14 protein-coding genes and 1 pseudogene are annotated in these 18,663 nt (G+C 61.3%); 13 read left to right on the top strand and 2 right to left on the bottom strand.

The window, feature by feature from the left end:
• Positions 1 to 69 precede the first annotated feature (69 nt).
• The 3 genes from EQW76_RS03435 to exoR all read left to right on the top strand — a co-directional run bounded on the left by EQW76_RS03435 (position 70) and on the right by exoR (position 6,138).
• Entirely contained in the window at positions 70 to 2,997 is a 2,928-nt protein-coding gene (locus tag EQW76_RS03435) for a valine--tRNA ligase (RefSeq protein ID WP_142823054.1), read from the top strand.
• Positions 2,998 to 3,399: 402 nt separating this feature from the next.
• Positions 3,400 to 4,668 carry an OmpP1/FadL family transporter gene (locus EQW76_RS03430; protein ID WP_142823053.1) on the top strand — a complete coding sequence of 423 codons (1,269 nt, stop codon included), beginning with the start codon at positions 3,400 to 3,402 and terminating at the stop codon, positions 4,666 to 4,668.
• Positions 4,669 to 5,334: 666 nt separating this feature from the next.
• Positions 5,335 to 6,138 carry an exopolysaccharide production regulator ExoR gene (gene exoR / locus EQW76_RS03425; protein ID WP_142823052.1) on the top strand — a complete coding sequence of 268 codons (804 nt, stop codon included), beginning with the start codon at positions 5,335 to 5,337 and terminating at the stop codon, positions 6,136 to 6,138.
• A 22-nt stretch (positions 6,139 to 6,160) separates the two neighbouring features.
• On the opposite strand, the gene xth is transcribed toward exoR, so the two are convergent.
• A complete protein-coding gene (gene xth, locus EQW76_RS03420) occupies positions 6,161 to 6,952 on the bottom strand; it encodes an exodeoxyribonuclease III (RefSeq protein WP_142823051.1) in 792 nt (263 codons plus the stop codon).
• Between the two features lie 125 nt (positions 6,953 to 7,077).
• Positions 7,078 to 7,410 carry an iron-sulfur cluster insertion protein ErpA gene (erpA, locus tag EQW76_RS03415; RefSeq protein WP_111221744.1) on the bottom strand — a complete coding sequence of 111 codons (333 nt, stop codon included), beginning with the start codon at positions 7,408 to 7,410 and terminating at the stop codon, positions 7,078 to 7,080.
• A gap of 45 nt (positions 7,411 to 7,455) precedes the next feature.
• On the opposite strand from erpA, the gene EQW76_RS28985 reads away from it, so the two are divergent.
• The 10 genes and pseudogenes from EQW76_RS28985 (at position 7,456) to tatC (ending at position 18,631) form a co-directional block, all read left to right on the top strand.
• Positions 7,456 to 7,620 carry a hypothetical protein gene (locus tag EQW76_RS28985; protein WP_153816507.1) on the top strand — a complete coding sequence of 55 codons (165 nt, stop codon included), beginning with the start codon at positions 7,456 to 7,458 and terminating at the stop codon, positions 7,618 to 7,620.
• On the top strand, positions 7,617 to 8,834 hold the full coding sequence (locus EQW76_RS03410; protein ID WP_142823050.1) for a deoxyguanosinetriphosphate triphosphohydrolase: 1,218 nt from the start codon (positions 7,617 to 7,619) through the stop codon (positions 8,832 to 8,834). Before EQW76_RS28985 ends, EQW76_RS03410 begins: the two co-directional genes overlap by 4 nt.
• A 54-nt stretch (positions 8,835 to 8,888) precedes the next feature.
• Positions 8,889 to 10,649 carry an arginine--tRNA ligase gene (argS, locus tag EQW76_RS03405; protein ID WP_142823049.1) on the top strand — a complete coding sequence of 587 codons (1,761 nt, stop codon included), beginning with the start codon at positions 8,889 to 8,891 and terminating at the stop codon, positions 10,647 to 10,649.
• Positions 10,650 to 10,709: 60 nt separating this feature from the next.
• The gene (locus EQW76_RS03400) at positions 10,710 to 13,751 is read left to right on the top strand and encodes an SPOR domain-containing protein (protein ID WP_142823048.1); all 3,042 of its coding nucleotides are present in this window, start codon (positions 10,710 to 10,712) and stop codon (positions 13,749 to 13,751) included.
• 113 nt (positions 13,752 to 13,864) lie between these two features.
• The gene (nagZ, locus tag EQW76_RS03395) at positions 13,865 to 14,878 is read left to right on the top strand and encodes a beta-N-acetylhexosaminidase (protein ID WP_142823047.1); all 1,014 of its coding nucleotides are present in this window, start codon (positions 13,865 to 13,867) and stop codon (positions 14,876 to 14,878) included.
• Positions 14,879 to 14,903: 25 nt separating this feature from the next.
• Positions 14,904 to 15,749 carry a ScpA family protein gene (locus EQW76_RS03390; RefSeq protein WP_142823046.1) on the top strand — a complete coding sequence of 282 codons (846 nt, stop codon included), beginning with the start codon at positions 14,904 to 14,906 and terminating at the stop codon, positions 15,747 to 15,749.
• A gap of 35 nt (positions 15,750 to 15,784) precedes the next feature.
• A complete protein-coding gene (gene scpB / locus EQW76_RS03385; protein ID WP_142823596.1) occupies positions 15,785 to 16,462 on the top strand; it encodes an SMC-Scp complex subunit ScpB in 678 nt (225 codons plus the stop codon).
• 187 nt (positions 16,463 to 16,649) lie between these two features.
• Positions 16,650 to 16,883 carry a twin-arginine translocase TatA/TatE family subunit gene (locus EQW76_RS03380; RefSeq protein WP_111221750.1) on the top strand — a complete coding sequence of 78 codons (234 nt, stop codon included), beginning with the start codon at positions 16,650 to 16,652 and terminating at the stop codon, positions 16,881 to 16,883.
• Between the two features lie 54 nt (positions 16,884 to 16,937).
• A pseudogene (gene tatB / locus EQW76_RS30210) lies at positions 16,938 to 17,429 on the top strand (Sec-independent protein translocase protein TatB); the annotation flags it as partial.
• Between the two features lie 374 nt (positions 17,430 to 17,803).
• A complete protein-coding gene (tatC, locus tag EQW76_RS03370; protein WP_142823044.1) occupies positions 17,804 to 18,631 on the top strand; it encodes a twin-arginine translocase subunit TatC in 828 nt (275 codons plus the stop codon).
• Positions 18,632 to 18,663 lie beyond the last annotated feature (32 nt).

Genomic DNA, 18,663 nt, shown 5'->3' with positions numbered 1-18,663 from the left:
TTTTATTGACTTGCCGACGGCCATCCTGTTTACCAACCGGCATCATCGAACTCTAGATCCGGTCCCAAAATGCTCGAAAAGACCTATGATTCTGCCGCTGTTGAGCCGAAAATCGCCCAGAAATGGGACGAGGCCGACGCGTTTCGCGCTGGTGCCAATGCCAAGCCGGGAGCCGAGACGTTCACCATCGTCATTCCGCCTCCGAACGTCACCGGTTCGCTGCACATGGGCCACGCGCTCAACAACACGTTGCAGGACATCATGGTGCGTTTCGAGCGGATGCGCGGCAAGGACGTGCTCTGGCAGCCAGGCATGGACCATGCCGGCATCGCCACGCAGATGGTCGTCGAGCGCAAGCTGAAGGAATTGCAGCTGCCCGGCCGTGTCGCCATGGGCCGCGAAGCCTTCATCGACAAGGTCTGGGAATGGAAGGACGAGTCGGGCGGTCTGATCTTCAACCAGCTGAAGCGCCTCGGCGCCTCCTGCGACTGGTCGCGCGAGCGCTTCACCATGGACGAGGGGCTGTCGGAAGCCGTCCTCAAGGTCTTCGTGTCGCTCTACAAGGAGGGCCTGATCTATCGCGGCAAGCGGCTGGTCAACTGGGACCCGCAGTTCGAAACCGCAATCTCCGACATCGAGGTCGAAAGCCGCGAAGTCAACGGCCATATGTGGCACTTCAAATACCGCCTGGCTGGCGGCGAGACATACACCTATGTCGAGAAGGATGCCGACGGTAACGTCACTTTCCAGGAGGAGCGCGACTACATCTCGATTGCGACGACCCGGCCGGAGACGATGCTGGGAGATGGTGCCGTGGCCGTTCACCCCTCGGATACACGCTATGCACCTATCGTCGGCAAGCTCTGTGAAATCCCCGTCGGGCCGAAGGAGCATCGCCGCCTGATCCCGATCATCACCGACGAATATCCGGAACCAGATTTTGGCTCCGGCGCGGTGAAGATTACCGGCGCCCATGATTTCAACGACTACCAGGTCGCCAAGCGCAACGACATCCCGCTCTACCGGCTGATGAACGGCCGCGCCGAAATGCGCGATGACGGCGAGCCCTACGCAGTCTGCGCTGCCCAGGCGCAGGCGATTGCCCGCGGCGGCGACATGCCGACGGAATCCGAAATCGACGACATCAACCTCGTACCGGAAGAATATCGCGGCCTCGACCGGCTCGTCGCCCGCAAGCGCATCGTCGATGCGATCAACGCCGAGGGCCTGGCGGTTACCGTCAAGGATGCCGACGGCAACGATATTCCCTACGTCGAAGCCAAGAAGATCATGCAGCCGTTCGGCGACCGCTCGAACGTCGTCATCGAGCCTATGCTGACCGACCAGTGGTTCGTCGATGCGAAGACGCTGGCAGGGCCGGCCATCGCCTCCGTGCGCGAAGGCCGCACCAATTTCGTGCCGAAGAACTGGGACAAGACCTATTACGAGTGGATGGACAACATCCAGCCCTGGTGCATTTCGCGCCAGCTTTGGTGGGGTCACCAGATCCCGGCCTGGTATGGCCCGGATGGTCAGGTTTTCGTCGAAAAGACCGAGGAAGAGGCGCTGCAGGCGGCGATCCAGCATTACCTGTCTCACGAAGGTGTCTGGAAGGCCTGGGTCGAGGAGAAACTGGAGAACTTCAAGCCGGGTGAAATCCTCATCCGCGACGAGGATGTGCTCGACACCTGGTTCTCGTCCGCCCTCTGGCCGTTCTCGACGCTCGGCTGGCCTGAGCAGACGGCCGAGCTTGCCCGCTACTATCCGACCAACGTGCTGGTCACCGGTTTCGACATTATCTTCTTCTGGGTCGCCCGAATGATGATGATGGGCCTGCACTTCATGAAGGACGACGCCGGCAACGGGGTAGAGCCGTTCAATACGGTCTATGTTCACGCACTGGTTCGCGACAAGAGCGGCCAGAAGATGTCGAAGTCGAAAGGCAACGTCATCGATCCGCTGGAACTGATCGACGAGTACGGCGCCGACTCGCTACGTTTCACGCTGGCCATCATGGCAGCGCAGGGCCGCGACGTGAAACTCGATCCGGCGCGCATCGCCGGCTACCGCAACTTCGGCACCAAGCTGTGGAATGCGACGCGTTTCGCGGAGATGAACGGCGCTGCCAGTGGCGCGCATTTTGTGCCCGAGGCGGCCGAACTGACGGTCAACCGCTGGATCCTGACGGAACTGGCGCGCACCACCCGTGATGTCACGGAGGCGCTGGAGGCTTACCGGTTCAACGACGCGGCCGGCGCTCTCTATCGCTTTGTCTGGAACCAGTTCTGCGACTGGTACCTGGAACTGCTGAAGCCCGTCTTCATGGGCGAGGAAGAGGCTGACAAGGTCGAAGCGCAGGGCTGCAGCGCCTACGTGCTGGAAGAGATCTACAAGCTTCTGCATCCGTTCATGCCGTTCATGACGGAGGAGCTCTGGGCCCACACAGCTGGCGAGGGCAAGGAGCGCGATGGATTGATCTGCCACGCAGACTGGCCGGTGCCGTCCTATGCGGACGATGTCGCGGCAGCAGAGATCAACTGGCTGATCGACCTCGTCTCGGGCATCCGTTCTGTGCGCTCGGAAATGAACGTGCCGCCGGCAGCCACGGCGCCGCTGGTGTTCGTCGATGCCAATGGCGTCACCCGCGAGCGGCTGTTCCGCCACGATGCGGCGATCAAGCGGCTTGCCCGCGTCGAGGCTATCTCGCTCGCCGAAGCTGCGCCGAAGGGCTCGGCACAGATCGTCATCGGCGAGGCGACTGCATGTCTGCCGCTGGGCACATTGATCGATATCGACGCCGAGCGGAGCCGGCTTGAAAAGGCTGTCGCCAAGGCACAGGCCGAGGCGGATCGCATCGTCGGGAAATTGTCGAACGAGCGGTTCGTTGCCAACGCCAACCCCGAAGTCGTGGCTGCGGAACGCGAACGGCTGGAGGAGCTGCAGAGCCAGCTCGCCAGCCTCAAGGTCGCCCTGACAAGGCTCAGCGAAGTCGGCTGATTGCTACGACCGTTTAGAATCGTTCGGTGGAATTACAAAGGGCGTGCCACGAAAGGGGTGCGCCCTTCTTGAATCCATAGAAAATTCGACTTCAGGTGGATTGGTTACATTCAAAGTATAGTCTCGGGTTGAATATCAAACCCCTCATTTTAAGGGGGTGGTTATATTTCGCTGCTGTGATCCGTTTGATACATCGCGCGCAAGTCAGAGAAAGAGAATCTAGTTCAAGCACTAAACGATACATTCTCGGGAAGAAAATTTTGCGCTTTGTGATATTCACGCGATAGGATGCCGCTACTTCTCGTGGAGCGCGCTCCAGTATTGATATCACGGGCTTATCGTTACGTTGCCTATTCTTGCGATGACCGTAAGATTGCCGCAGTTGGGTACCGGGGAAGTGTAATGGGACATCGTGCAGTGGCCAAGGCCGCCCTCGTGCTGCTTGCCGGCTGTAGCTTCGTCAGCTCCGCAGCGGCCGGAGGCATCGAGCGCGCGGGTTATGACATAGATCTGCTGTTCGATAAGTCACGCTATGCTTTCGAGGGCGGAGTCACGTTCGTGATGCCGGAGCGCAAGCTGACCAATGCACGTGACATCAATCCACGTGATGGAAACCTCAACAATCGCCCGCAGTCCGTCAGCGACGGTCCCAATTTTGGCGTGCCTTCCGTGGGCATCAAGATCGGTATCACAGACGATGTCGATTGCCTGGCCGACTACTCCGAGCCGTTCGGCGCCCATTCCAATCCCGGGACAAACTGGGCCGGTGCCAACTATAACAGCGACGAAAAGATATACAGCCACAACTACGGCCTGACCTGCTCCTACAAGTTCGATGCAGGTCCGGGCCAGCTGCGGCTGATCGGCGGTGGCTTCTACCAGGAGGTCGGTGGATTCAAGGAAGAATTGGTGGTGCCCTTGCCGGCGTCGCTGTCGTCCCTCTACAGCGGCATGGGTCGTCTCGATATCAGCGACAGCGGCTGGGGCTGGCGTTCGGGCGTTGCCTACGAGATCCCCGAATACGCCATGCGGGCCAGCCTCGTCTATAACAGCCAGGTCAAGTACGACAATCTGTCCGGCACGGTGGATCTGACATCCGTGCCGAAGATTGCAGTCCCGGGTAATCCGGCGGTGGGCACGGTCACGCCCGTCTACGGATCGGCCACGGCGCCGGATTCGCTGGAGCTGAAGCTGCAGACCGGCATCGCGCCCGACTGGCTGGCGTTCGGTTCTGCCAAGTGGACCAACTGGAGCACGCTGCAGAGTATCGCATTCTGTCCGAAATCGACGCGCGGAGTTGTCGCCTGCAGGCCGGGCAGCGCCGCGGAACTGACCTCCCTCGATCTCCTCTACAAGGACGGATGGACGTTGAGCGGCGGCATCGGCCACAAGTTCAATGCCCAGTGGAGCGGCGCCGTCAGCCTCACCTGGGACCAGGGCACGAGCCAGGGCTATGGCCTGTCGTCCGATACTTGGATGCTCGGGGCAGGCCTTTCCTTCTCGCCGACCGAGCATGTCGAATACCGGCTTGCCGGCGCTGTCGGTCTGCTAACTTCAGGCAAGTCCGGGACCGTTACCTCCGGTGGCGTGACCTACGGCGACGATGTCACCTATCGCTACGGCAACGATTTCGTCGGCGCCCTTTCGACGTCGGTCAAGGTCAAATTCTAGCTGTCTCAACCACCGTTTGTGCCAGGATGTACTCGCTCCTTTCAGTTGTTCCGGGCGGGCACGTTCGCGCCGTTGCGCCATTTTGTGACGAAATCGCAACACTCGTTTGCAACCGTTTACGTTGCCCGCTCCTGCGGGAAATCTGTCCATTTCCCGCCACAAATAGAGCGCACCGATAAGCGCGGGCTCAGGGCGAGCCCGTCTGAAAACGTGCAGTGGGGATCTTCAGGCTGATTTCGGAGAGTGTGAGACAAGTGTCATGACTGAGGTTCGAGTGACTTCGAGCTAACGGGTGTAACGTTTTGTTGCCATGGTGCTTTTTGAATATTCGAAAGTCTGCCTATCGATCCTGAACGAGGAATTATTTGGCGTTTGAAGAGCCAAAAAATGCTTCGTTGGACGTGCCTACGCTGGTTTGGTCACAATTTCGCGATACGGTTGAAAATGTGACGAATGGCGAGGCGGCAAATGTTTCCGAAGTTTGGAAACGGCTTGCCGCAGCGCATGGACAAGCGGCGAGTGGATCCTGGAGCGGGGGCGTTCTCAAGGTCCGGTCGGAATGGAATGCGGGCCGGTGTAGGCGGCTTGTGGGAGTTTATCCGGCGCTGAACGGTGACGAGGGGTTGATCGTGGCGTATCCGGATAGAGCGAAAGAAATCGACTGTGATGCTTAGATCCGAGTTTCCATCAGTACGAGTTATGTGGCTTGGCATGGCGTTGATCGTGCCGGCTGCCGTTGCGGCACCTGCCTTGGCCTTTGATATCAATGCCGGCGTCTCAAAGGAATCGGGACCCTTCGACCTCTTCAAGTTCGGCTTCAAGGCCTACAAGAACGGGCAGAAGGAAGAAGCCGTCGAGGCTTACAAATATGCGGCCGAGAAGGGCCATACCGGCTCGCGATGGGCACTTGCGAACATGTATGCCGATGGCGACGGCGTTGCACAGGATGACTTCGAGGCCTTCAAGATCTACAATGAGATCGCCCAGCAAGGCGTCGAGCCCGGGTCCGAAGACACCGGCTTTTTCATCAATGCGCTGCTTTCTCTCGCCAACTATTACAAGAGCGGAATTCCCAACACCCCCGTCAAGACGGACCTGAACCAGGCGCGCCAGCTGTATTTCCAGGTCGCATCGACCTTCGGTATCGCCGAAGCACAGTTTCAGCTGGCGAAGATGATGCTGTCGGGCGAGGGCGGCACGTCGAATGTCCAGCAGGCGAAGAAGTGGCTCAATCAGGCTCGCAAGAGCGGCCATCCCGGTGCCATGGCCGTGTTCGGCAACATCCTGTTCCAGGAAGGCCAGTCGACACGCGGGCTCGCGTTCATGACGGCGGCTCTCGACAAGTGCAAGCCGAAGGATTGTCCGTGGATGGAAGACCTGCAGGAGCAGGCTTTCTCCGTAGCCAACGAAAACGACCGCCGCAACGCCGTCGTCATGGCCCACAAGCTCGACGTGACCGCTCCGGAGTGATGGGGCGGACGGTTATTGCCGCTCAGCCCGCAAAATCGAAATGGGCAACGACGGGGACGTGGTCGGACGGCTTTTCCCAGGCGCGAACGTGTTTCTCAACTGTCGCCGAGGTCATTTTGTCGGCAGCTTCGGGTGACAGCATCAGGTGATCGATGCGGATGCCGTTGTTTTTTGGCCAGGCACCGGCCTGATAATCCCAGAACGTGTAGAGCTTTGACTGATCGCTTGTCGCCCGCAGGGCGTCGGTGAGGCCGAGATTTTCCAGTCTTCGAAATGCCTGGCGCGTCTGCGGCAGGAACAATGCGTCATTCGCCCAGACCCTTGGATCGAAGCAGTCGTGCGGCTCCGGGATGACATTGTAGTCGCCAGCAAGGATCAGCGGCTCCTCCAGCGCCAGTCGACCGGCTGCAAACACCTGAAGGCGCTCCATCCAGGCGAGCTTGTAGGGATATTTTTCGGTATCGACGGGATTTCCATTCGGAAGATAGATGCAGCCGACCCTCAGCGTCCGGTCGCCGGCGATGGAGAAGGAGGCTTCGATGAAGCGCGACTGCTGGTCGGTGTCGTCACCCGGCAGGCCACGGATCACCGCATCCGGCTTCTGCTTCGACAGGATCGCGACGCCGTTGAAGCCCTTCTGGCCGTGGGTCTCGACATGATAGCCGAGCTCCTCGAGCTGCAGCCTCGGAAAGCCCTCGTCGACTGATTTGATTTCCTGCAGGCAGGCGATATCGGGACTGGAATCCTTCAGCCACTGGCAAAGGTTGTCGATGCGGGCCTTGATGCCGTTGATATTCCAGGTGGCGATTTTCATGGGCGAGGGACTCCTTGGATTGCCCCTTTTATCGTCACGACCGGCGCTTGGCCATTGGCTTCAGGACAAAAGAAAACCGGCCGGCGGCTGTGCCGTCGACCGGTTGCGCAGTACTGTATGTCGTTTCAGACGGAGAAGCTGGTGCCGCAGCCGCAACTGGCAACCGCGTTCGGGTTGTTGATCTGGAACGACTGGCCGAGCAGGTTGTCGACGAAATCGATCTGCGAGCCTGCCATGTAGATCAGCGACAGCTTGTCGATGAAGACTGTGGCGTCGCCCTTGGCAACGACGATGTCGTCCTCGGCGGGGGCTTCGACGAGATCGAATTTGTAGGAAAAGCCCGAGCAGCCACCGCCTTCGACGGCGACGCGCAGCGCGCTCTTGCCGGTTTCCGCACTGACGATTGCGGCTATGCGCTTGGCGGCGGAATCCGAAAGGGTTACAGTTGTTTCGGTCATGATGTCCTCCTGCCGGGGTCAAGGCCCGGAGAGAATGAGTTGAGGATGGCGTTCAAACGCCTGATATCGAACAAGGCTATCACCAAAGTTCTGGCGGCGACAGCAGCAGTTGGGAGTTTTTGCCGGACTGCTTTGCCGTTCCTTGAAACTGTAGGTATGAAGGCCGGAACGCGGCGTCAATGGCCAGCGGCCGAGATGGATGGATTATGACGATCGACAGGCATGCATTGGGTTTCGGCACGGGCGAACGGGCGATCTACGCGGCGGACCCCTGGACAACGCGCGGCCGGCTCTATGACGAATCCTCCAGCCCGACCCGGTCCGATTTCCAGCGCGACCGCGACCGTATCGTGCACACCACCGCCTTCCGGCGGCTGAAGCACAAGACCCAGGTTTTCATCGCCCAGGACGGCGATCACTATCGCACGCGACTGACGCATACGATCGAGGTGGCGCAGGTGGCAAGGGCGCTGGCAAGGGCGCTGCGGCTCGACGAGGACCTGGCCGAAGGCGTCGCGCTGGTCCATGATTTCGGCCATACGCCGTTCGGCCATACCGGCGAGGATGCGCTTCACGAGATGCTGCAGCCCTATGGCGGCTTCGACCACAATGCCCAGTCGCTGCGCATCGTCACCAAGCTGGAGCGGCGCTATGCCGAGTTCGACGGGCTGAACCTGACATGGGAGACCCTCGAGGGACTGGTGAAGCACAATGGCCCGCTGCTGGCGCCGGACGGCAAGGGCACGCACGGGCCGGTGCCGCAGCCGATCCTCGATTATTGCGAGTTGCACGACCTGGAGATCGGCAGCTATGCCAGCCTCGAAGCGCAGACGGCGGCGATCGCCGACGATATCGCCTATAACACGCACGATATCGACGATGGCTTGCGCTCCGGCTATCTGAGTTTCGAGATGCTGGAAGATATCCCATTCCTGGCCGGACTGATGGCCGAGGTCAGGGACCGCTACCCCAATCTGGAAGCCAGCCGGTTTACCCATGAGATCATGCGCCGGCAGATCACCCGGATGGTCGAGAACGTGATTTCGGTGGCGCAGGAAAATCTTGCCTCGATCCGGCCGACGAGCGCTGATGATATCCGCAATGCCGGCCGCGTTGTCGCCGCCTTCTCGCCCGACATGGCCGAGACCGACAGGCAGATCAAGGCGATGCTGTTCAAGCGCATCTACCGCCACCCCGATATCATGCGCATCCGTGCGGATGCGGCGCAGATCGTCACCGACCTTTTCCACGCCTACATGGCCGATCCGCGCGAGATGCAGAGCCACTACTGGGTGGATCATATCTCCGGCCTCGCCGATGCCGCCAAGGCCCGGCATGTCGGCGATTATCTGGCCGGAATGACCGATACCTATGCCATAAGTGCCCACAGGCGATTGTTTGACCAGACTCCCGATTTGCGTTAGGCACCGGGTCGCCGACGGATGGCTGACTGAAACCGCCCATGCTTGGAACTGATTATGAACCTATTCACAGACTTCGAAGCCAGAGTTAAGCTCGCCCTTGAAGATATTGATATCATCAAGGAAAAGCGATCCGAACTCGATTTTCGTCGTGTCGGCATCGAGCCGCCGCGCGATCCAAGTCATGGCGATGTGGCGACCAATGCAGCGATGGTTCTGGCCAAGGCCGTGGGCACCAATCCGCGCGTACTTGCCGACGTCATTAGCGTTAAGTTGCGGGAAGATGCTGACATCGCCGAGGTTTCCGTCGCCGGTCCAGGCTTCATAAACATCCGCCTTTCGGTCGGCTACTGGCAGCGCCTGCTGGCAGCGATGATCGCCAATGGCGAGACGTTCGGCAGATCGACGGTCGGTGAGGGCGTGAAGGTCAACGTCGAATATGTGTCCGCCAATCCCACCGGGCCTATGCATGTCGGCCATTGCCGTGGCGCGGTCGTCGGCGACACGCTGGCCAACCTGCTCGAGTTCGCGGGCTATGGCGTGACCAAAGAATATTACATCAACGACGCTGGCTCGCAGATCGACGTCCTGGCGCGCTCGGTGTTCCTGCGGTACCGCGAGGCACTTGGCGAGCAGATCGGCGACATTCCGGCGGGTCTTTACCCGGGCGATTATCTCGTGCCGGTCGGCAAAGCTCTGGCGGATGAATTCGGCACCAAGCTGCGCAGCATGCCGGAAGATCAGTGGCTGCCCATCGTCAAGGACAAGGCCATCGACGCGATGATGGTGATGATCCGCGAGGACCTGGCGGCGCTGAACGTCGTCCACGACGTCTTCCTGTCGGAGCGGACGCTGCACGCCAACGGTGCTGCGCCGATCCGCACCGCGATCAACGACCTCACCTTCAAGGGCTTCGTCTACAAGGGAACCCTGCCGCCGCCCAAGGGTCAGGTGGCGGAGGACTGGGAAGATCGCGAGCAGACATTGTTCCGCTCGACCGAGGTCGGCGACGACATCGACCGGCCACTGATCAAGTCGGATGGCTCCTACACCTACTTTGCCGCCGACGTTGCCTACTTCAAGAACAAGTACGACCGTGGCTTCAACGAGATGATCTACGTGCTCGGTGCGGACCATGGCGGCTACGTCAAGCGTCTCGAAGCGGTTGCCCGCGCCGTCTCAGATGGTCAGGCAAAGCTGACGGTGCTGCTCTGCCAGCTGGTCAAGCTGTTCCGTAACGGTGAGCCGGTGAAGATGTCGAAGCGCTCCGGCGACTTCGTGACGCTCCGCGAGGTTGTCGACGAAGTCGGCCGCGACTCCGTGCGCTTCATGATGCTCTACAGAAAGAGCTCCGAGCCGCTCGACTTCGACTTCGCCAAGGTGACCGAGCAGTCGAAGGACAACCCAGTCTTCTACGTGCAATATGCCCACGCGCGCTGCATGTCGATATTCCGCCAGGCGAAGGAAGCATTTCCGGGTCTGGAAGTATCTGTCGAGGAAATGGCGGCTGCCGTCCATGGTGCGATTGTCGATCCGGCGGAGCTGGCGCTGGTTGCCAAACTGGCGGAGTTTCCGCGAATCATCGAGAGTGCGGCGCTGGCCCAGGAGCCGCATCGCATCGCATTTTACCTGTATGACCTGGCGAGTTTCTTCCACGGACACTGGAATAAAGGTAAAGATTTTCCGGAATTACGATTTGTTAACGATAAAAACCGAGAATTGAGCATTGCCAGACTTGGGCTGGTGCACGCTGTCGCGTCGGTTTTGAAATCTGGTCTCGGTATTACCGGGACCGCAGCACCGGCTGAAATGCGATAAACGTCACCATTTACCCACATTGCGCTGGCAATAGCGTAGCAGTTGCGGGTGGATGAAGTAATGGCTGAAAAACAGTTGGCGTACCGCGCAGGCGGAAAAGATGAGTTCTTCGCGGACGACGATCCGCTCGCCGAACTCGCCCGCATCGTCGGATACGACAAGCGGCCATCCACACCTGTCGCTGCAAACCAGCGACAGGAGCCGGCTTTCGATCTCGAGGACGAGTTGCTCCGCGAGTTTGAGCGTTACGACGCGCCGCGCACTCCCCAGGCATCCCAGCCCAGCCATGCCGTTTATTCCGAGCCCGTGTACGGGAACGGCACGCCGGCAAACGATTTCGCCGCCGTCGAACCGACGCATGCGCCGGAGCCGCAGGCGGAAGTGCAGGCCGCATACGAAGCTCCGCATGCAGAACAGATGCTGCAGCCGGAAGAGCCGGTTCATGCTGAGCCGCCGGTCGTCGATGCCTCGCATTTCGAACCGGCTGAAGAGAGCTGGGAATCGGTCGTCGAGCCGACCACCATGCCGGTTGCTGCCGAAGAGCTGGAAGAACTGGCTTCTGCGCCCGAGGTTGCCAACCGCGATCTGGTCGATGAACTGGAAATGTCAATATCTGCGCCGGACGTCCAGCCGACCCCGCCGAGAACGCAGCAGTGGGCTGCAGCCACCATCCGGTTGCCGCTTGCGAATTTCAATGCGCCGCGCCGCGAGCCGACGATGGATGCCTTCGGCGCTGTCGAGCCTGTGCCCACCGTAGAGCCTGTTGCTCCCGCTGCGCCGCCGGAAGTCGCGACCTTTGAACCCGAACCCGTCGCAGAATTCGTGACGCACGAGCAGCCTTCCTATCCTGTCGAAATGGACCGTGCCGAAGCGGTGCAAGCAGAGACGCCAGTCGTTTCCAAGCCCGATCCCGTTTTGGCGGATGTGCATGTGGAAGAAGAAGCGCCGCTTGCTGGCGTCGATCTCCCACCCGCAGCCCGCGCCGAAGAGATTGCGGCCGCTACCGTCGTGCCGGAACCTGCGCCTGTATCGGCTGCGAGCAGCTACCAGGGTCTCGATATCGACGATCTTCTGGCCGACGTATCGCGTTATCCCGTGCCGTCGCGCGAACAGATCGCCGCGCGTATCGATCCTTCACTCGTCAATCCGCCCGCACCGCGCGCGTCAATGGCCACGCCTGTCACGGCCCAGCCTGAATCGGTGAAGTCACCTGACCCCGAGCCAGTCGTTGCTGCTGCGGACGAAGACTTCGATGGCTTCGACGAGCATGATTTCGACCTCGATCTTGCCGATATCGAACTGGAGCTGGCCGAACTCGACTTTGCCGACCCGAAGTCGCTCGCAGAGGTCGAAAAGCCTGCAAAGCCTTCTGAGCCGGCAACGGACTGGAGACAACCGGAGCCTGTGGCCGCCGTCCAGCGCTCTCCGAGTTATGCCGCTGCAGCTGCCTCTACCTATGCCAGCGCCACCGCGCCAACTTATGCCAGCGCTGCTGCGCCTGCCGAACAGCGCGCCGCCGTCCACGAGGCTGAACCCGTCGTCGACAGCTACCAGGAACTGCCATTCGATCCCAATGAGATTTCGGAGACGGAAGATCGGGTCGAGACATTCGAGGATATCCACGTTCCGGCACTACCGCCGGCAGAACCGGACGAGCCAGTCGTTGCCGCACCCGACTACGATTTCGACATCGATGCGGAGATGGCGAGCCTGTTCAGTGCGCCGGCAGATACTTCGCCCGAGCCAGCCTCGGCGCCATCCATGACGGAAGCGGCATTCGCGCCGGGAGTGGCAACGTCTGTTCCCGTTCGCGGCGTGACGATGCAGCAGAAGACCGGCGGAGGCCTCGACGAGTTCGAACGGGCACTGGAGGAAGATTTCCGCCAAAGCTTCCGCGAAACGCCCAGCCGGCCTGAAAACGTCTCGCCGATGATGTTCGAATCGTCGCACACGGCCAACGACCGCTGGCGGGCGCGTTCCATGCGCGGCATCGCCATTGCTGCTGCCGCTGTCGTTGTGCTCGGTGGCGGTGCCTACGGCATGTATCGCTGGGTCTCCCATAACGGGTCGCCGATCAGCTTTGCATCTGGTGAGCCACGCGTCATCACCGCCGACAAGGATCCCGTGAAGGTCGTTCCGACCGATCCGGGTGGCAAGGTGGTGCCGAACCAGGACAAGGCGGTCTACGACCGTGTTGCCGGCGCGGCCACTCAGCCGCCAAAGCAGAAGGAACTCGTGACTTCGGACGAGCAGCCGGTCGACGTCGTCCAGAAGACGCTGATCCCCGAAAACAGCCTTCCCGATGACAATGACGGGAGCGGAGAAGCCAATCTGTCGACACCCGTCGGCGAAACGGAAGATCCGCGCCTGCTGCCAGGCCAGGGCAACCCTGCTGCTACCAGCCAGGACGGCAATTCCGGTGTTGCGGCGCGCCGCGTTCGCACCATGATCGTCAAGCCTGACGGCTCGCTCGTGGCTCGCGAAGAACCGGCTCCCGCAGATGACAGTGCCGCTCCTTCCGCCCCCGCTGCGGCTGCAGCGCCGACGACGCCTGCTGCCGACAACAGCCAGATGGCATCGGCCGATGATGGCGACGCGCCGAGTGCCGACAGCGCTCCGATCCGCACGGTGAAGACGACGCAGATTGCCAACGCACCCGCTGCTGCGCAGCCGCCAGTCAACACGCCTGCTGCCGGCTCCACCGACGCAGCACCGGTGCCGACGGCCCGTCCGACGCAAACCGCATCGGCGACGCCGGCCGCCGCCAAGCCTCCGGTTACGCCCCAGCCTGTTCGTGTGGCTTCGGCTACGCAGGCAGCACAGCCGGTCAAGACGGCACCCGCGGCAACGGCTTCGGCCGGCGGTTACGGCATGCAGATCGCGTCGCTGCCTTCCGAGCAGGAAGCCAAGCGCTCGCAGGCCAACATGGCGGCGAAATATGCCAGCGTCATCGGTGGCCATCCGATGGAGGTCCGCAAGGTCGACATCGCCGGCAAGGGTACCTACTACCGCGTCCGCGTCGCGGTCGGCTCCAAGGACGATGCCGCAGCGCTCTGCGTCAAGTTCCGGGCTGCCGGCGGCACCTGCCTGATCTCGAAATAAGCGATCCCAGCTATCCCACATAGTGAACGGCGGACCTCGGTCCGCCGTTCTTTTTTGTGCACGAGTGGCCGCCTACGCTCGTCATCGAGCCCTGCCACCCTTATGATTTTGGCATGACCGAATCGAAAGCAATGATCCTGGGCTGTAGCGGCCTGTCCATCACTCCCGAAGAGCGCGCCTTCTATGCCGGCGAGCGGCCGTGGGGGTTCATTCTGTTTGGCCGCAACATCGGCGAGCCGGCGCAGATCGCCGACCTCGTGGCTGCCCTTCGCGACAGCGTCGGTGCCGACGTGCCCGTCATGATCGACCAGGAGGGTGGCCGGGTGCAGCGTATCCGTCCGCCGATCCTGCAGCATTATCCGTCAGGCCAGGCGCTCGGAGATATCTATCGCCGCGACCGCGAGGCGGGCCTGCGCGCCGCCTGGCTGATGTCACGGCTGCACGCCTTCGATCTCCTGAAGTTCGGCATCAACATCGATTGCCTGCCGGTGCTCGACGTCCCCGTCGAGGGCAGCAGCAACGTCATCGGCAACCGCGCCTATGGCGGCGACCCGGTGACCGTGACCGAGATGGGCCGCGCCGCATCGGAGGGCCTGAAGGCCGGCGGCGTGCTGCCTGTCATGAAGCATATGCCGGGCCATGGCCGGGGCTTTGCCGACTCGCATCACGAACTGCCTGTGGTATCCGTGTCCCGGTCAGAGCTCGAAGCCCATGATTTCCCGCCCTTCATGGCGCTGAAGGACGAGCTGATGGCGATGACCTGCCATGTCGTCTTCACCTCCATCGATCCCGACAACCCGGCAACGACATCGAAGATCGTCATCGACGAAGTCATTCGCGACTTCATCGGCTTCAAGGGACTTCTGATCTCCGACGACACCTCGATGAATGCGCTTGCCGGCACGATTGGCGAGCGGGCTGCAAATATCATTGCCGGCGGCTGCGATATCGTGTTGCATTGCAATGGCATTATGGACGAAATGAAGCAGGTGGTTGGCGCAGTGCCTGTGCTTTCGGGCGAAGCGCTTGCGCGGACCAGGGCGGTCGAGGCGGCCTTCGGGCAGGGCGATGGTGCCGACGAGGAAGCCATTCGCGCCGAGTTCGACGGGATGCTGTCGATCGCCTGACACGAGCGATCTGCGAGGGGCGAGATTGGACAACGGCAAGGCCACGGATCTGACCAAAGCGGCGGCAACGCCGATGGATCGGCTGTGGCAGGAACCTGCCGTGGATCGCGATCCGCAGGAGCCGGCACTTGTCATCGACATCGCCGGCTTCGAAGGGCCGCTCGACCTGCTGCTGCATCTTGCGCGCAACCAGAAGGTCGATCTGGCGCGGATTTCGGTGCTGGCGCTGGCCGAACAATATCTGGTCTTCGTCGAGACCGCGCGCCGGGTCCACATCGAGCTTGCGGCCGACTACCTGGTCATGGCGGCATGGCTTGCCTTTCTGAAATCGAAGCTGCTCATTCCACAGCAGAACAAGGATGACGGGCCGAGCGGCGAGGAAATGGCCGAGGCGCTGGCCTTCCGGCTGAAGCGGCTCGAGGCGATGCGGGATGCTGCCGCCAGCCTCGTCAACCGCAACCGGCTCGGCCGCGATGTGTTCGCCCGGGGGGCGCCGGAGCACATTCCGGACCAGCGGCAGTCGGCCTTCGACGCCAGCCTCTACGATCTTCTCAATGCCTATGCAGGGCTGCGTCAGCGCCAGGCTATAACCCAGGTAACGATCGAACGGCGGACCGTGTGGTCGCTCGTCGAGGCGCGCGCCATCCTGACACGGATGATCGGCGACGTGCCTGAATGGACGGCGCTCGAGCATTACCTGCTGCGCTACATGACAAGCCCGAGCGAGCGAGTGACCGCCATCGCCAGCGCTTTTGCAGCGTCGCTGGAGCTTGTGCGCGAGGGCAAGATGGAGATCCGCCAGGAAGGCGCCTTCCAGCCGCTCTACATGCGCCGTGGCCCGAAGCACGCCATCCTCGACGCGGCGGAATAGGAGTGGCGGTGTCGGAAGGGCAGGCAGAGACTGAGATGACGGGCGAGGGCGCAGCGGATGCGGCGCGGCTGCGCGAGGCCGAGCGGATTACCGAGGCATTGATCTTCGCTTCGGCAATGCCGGTCTCCGAAGCCTATATCCGCGACCGGATTGCTGATGGCATCGACGTGCGCGCGATGGTGCTGCGGCTGCGCGAGAATTATGCGGGGCGGGGCGTCAATCTTGTCCAGGTCGACGATGCCTGGGCATTCCGGACGGCTGCCGATCTTTCCTTCATCATCCGGCGGGATGAGCATGAGGTCCGCAAACTGTCGCGCGCCGCGCTCGAGGTACTGTCGATCGTTGCCTACCACCAGCCGGTAACCCGGGCCGAGATCGAGGATATCCGCGGCGTGCAGACATCGAAGGGAACGCTGGACGTGTTGATGGAAGCGGGCTGGGTCCGCTTCCGGGGACGCCGGCGCACACCGGGAAGGCCGGTCACACTGGGCACGACACGCGATTTTCTCGATCATTTCGGGCTGGAGGAGCTCCGCGACCTGCCGGGTCTCGAAGAGCTGAAGGGGGCAGGGCTTCTCACCGGGCGTATCCCTGCCAATTTCGCCATGCCCTCGCCTGTGATGAGCGACGAATTGAGCGAGGACGAGGATCCGATCACCCAGCTCGACCTGGAGGAGCTGGGATTGCTGGCGCCGACCGGTGCGCCGGATTGACGCCGGTTGCGGTGAGGACTGCTTCGACAACCCGTCTTTGTTCCGCCACAGCACGAGAGGATTATGGATAGCGAAAGCGGGCGGCGATGGATGGTGGTATCAAGTCTTAGCGACCGGGCGATTTTGGTGTTTGAAAAAGCTTGGCAAACCGCTTACATCCTAGGGACATAACACAAGGGGTATCGTCATGGGTTCTTTTAGTATGTGGCACTGGCTGATCGTTCTGGCCATCGTGCTGTTGTTGTTCGGCCGCGGCAAGATCCCGGAACTGATGGGCGACGTCGCCAAGGGCATCAAGAGTTTCAAGAAGGGCATGACCGACGAGGACGAAACGGCTGCGCCGCGCGACCAGCCACGTGGCGATCCCATCCGTCCGGAAATGGGCCGCACCGTCGATCACAAGGCCGACGAAACGAAATAACCAGAATGGGGTGCATGGCGGCCTTCTCGTGCCGTGCCCGCCCAGGAGCCTTTGATGTTCGATATTGGTTGGAGCGAACTGCTCGTCATAGCGGTTGTTTTGATCGTTGTCGTCGGCCCGAAAGACTTGCCGCCCATGCTGCGAACTTTCGGCAAGATGATGACGCGTTTTCGCAAGGTGGCCGGTGATTTCAGGGCGCAATTCGATGATGCCTTGCGAGAGGCCGACCTGGACGATGTCCGTCAGACGATTGCCGATGCTCAGAAGCTAAACCCGGCGCATAGCCTGCGTGAGGCAATGAACCCGTTGCGGCAGATGGGCAATGACATCAAGGCCGATCTGCAGCGCTCGACGACAGTCGAACGTCCAGCGGAACCGCAGATGCTGCCGCACACTGATGGCGTTGCGTCGGAGCCGACGGCTCCTGTTGTAGCCGAAGCTCCGGCACCGGTCGTCGCTCCCGCACCTGCCGCGATTGCGGAGGCCGCTGCCGTGGTAGCCGAGACGGCCGTAAAGCCCAAGGCGGTGCGCAAGCCGCGCGCCAAGCCGGAGCTGATCGCCACTGAGGTGCCGACCCTCGAGACGACGGTTGAAGCGATCACGGCGCCAAAGGCTGCGCGCAAGCCTCGCGTGCGGGCTGAAGCGCTCGACGTGCAGGCCTCGGCTCCCGTCGTGACGTCCGTACCCGTCGTCAAGGAAGTTCTCTCCCCGTCGACGCCAGTCCGTCGGCCCCGCGTCAAGGCGCAGGCTGCCGATTTGGAAGGGCCTTCCGTCGTCGAGCCGGCCCAGGTCGGGCTGCCCGCTGCCGACAAGCCGAAGCGGGCGCGCAAGCCGGTCGCGCCGAAGCCTGCTGTCGATAACGCTGTTCCACAGCAGGCGGCTGGCACCTCGAACACGCCTGTCACCAAGGAAGACGATGCATGACCAGTGATATCGGCGATAAGCCGCAGCCGCTTATCGAACATCTCATGGAATTGCGGACGCGGCTGATGTGGTCCATCGCCGCGTTCTTTATCGCCTTCATGGTGTGCTTCGCCTTCGCCAAGCAACTGTTCAACTATCTCGTCTACCCATATAAATGGGCGGTGATCTGGGCCCATCTCGATGTTGCCAAATCGCAGCTGATCTATACGGCGCCACAGGAATTCTTTTTCACGCAGGTCAAGGTGGCGATGTTCGGCGCCTTGGTCATTGCCTTCCCGATCATCGCGGCACAGATCTACAAATTCGTCGCGCCCGGCCTCTACAAGAACGAGCGCAACGCTTTCCTGCCGTTCCTCATCGCCTCGCCGGTGCTGTTCCTGATGGGCGCGGCGCTGGTATATTTCTTCTTCTGCCCGATGGTGATGTGGTTCTTCCTGAAGATGCAGCAATCGCCGGCCGATGGTGAAATCGCCATCTCGCTGATGCCGAAGGTGTCGGAATATCTCAGCCTGATCATGACGCTGGTGTTTTCGTTCGGACTGGTCTTCCAGCTTCCGGTCATCACCACGCTGCTTGCCCGGGTCGGATTGCTGACCTCGACATGGCTTGCGGAGAAGCGCAAGTTTGCGATCGTGCTTGCCTTTATCGCCGCAGCCATACTGACGCCGCCGGACCCGATGTCGCAGATCGGCCTTGCCGTTCCAACCATCCTTCTCTACGAGATTTCGATCTACGCTGCACGTATGGTGGAGCGTAGCCGCAAGCGACAGGGTGAAGAAGAAACAGCGTCCTCTTCGGCCATCGTACCGCGCGACGAAGACTGATTTTTTAACGCCGCATCCCTGCGGTATCGCCC

It is taken from the genome of Rhizobium sp. rho-13.1 (assembly GCF_007000305.1).
GTDB classification, from domain to species: Bacteria; Pseudomonadota; Alphaproteobacteria; order Rhizobiales; family Rhizobiaceae; genus Rhizobium; species Rhizobium rhododendri.
The sequence above is the reverse complement of the archived record's forward strand: the minus strand, read 5'-3'. Positions and strand labels throughout refer to the sequence as shown.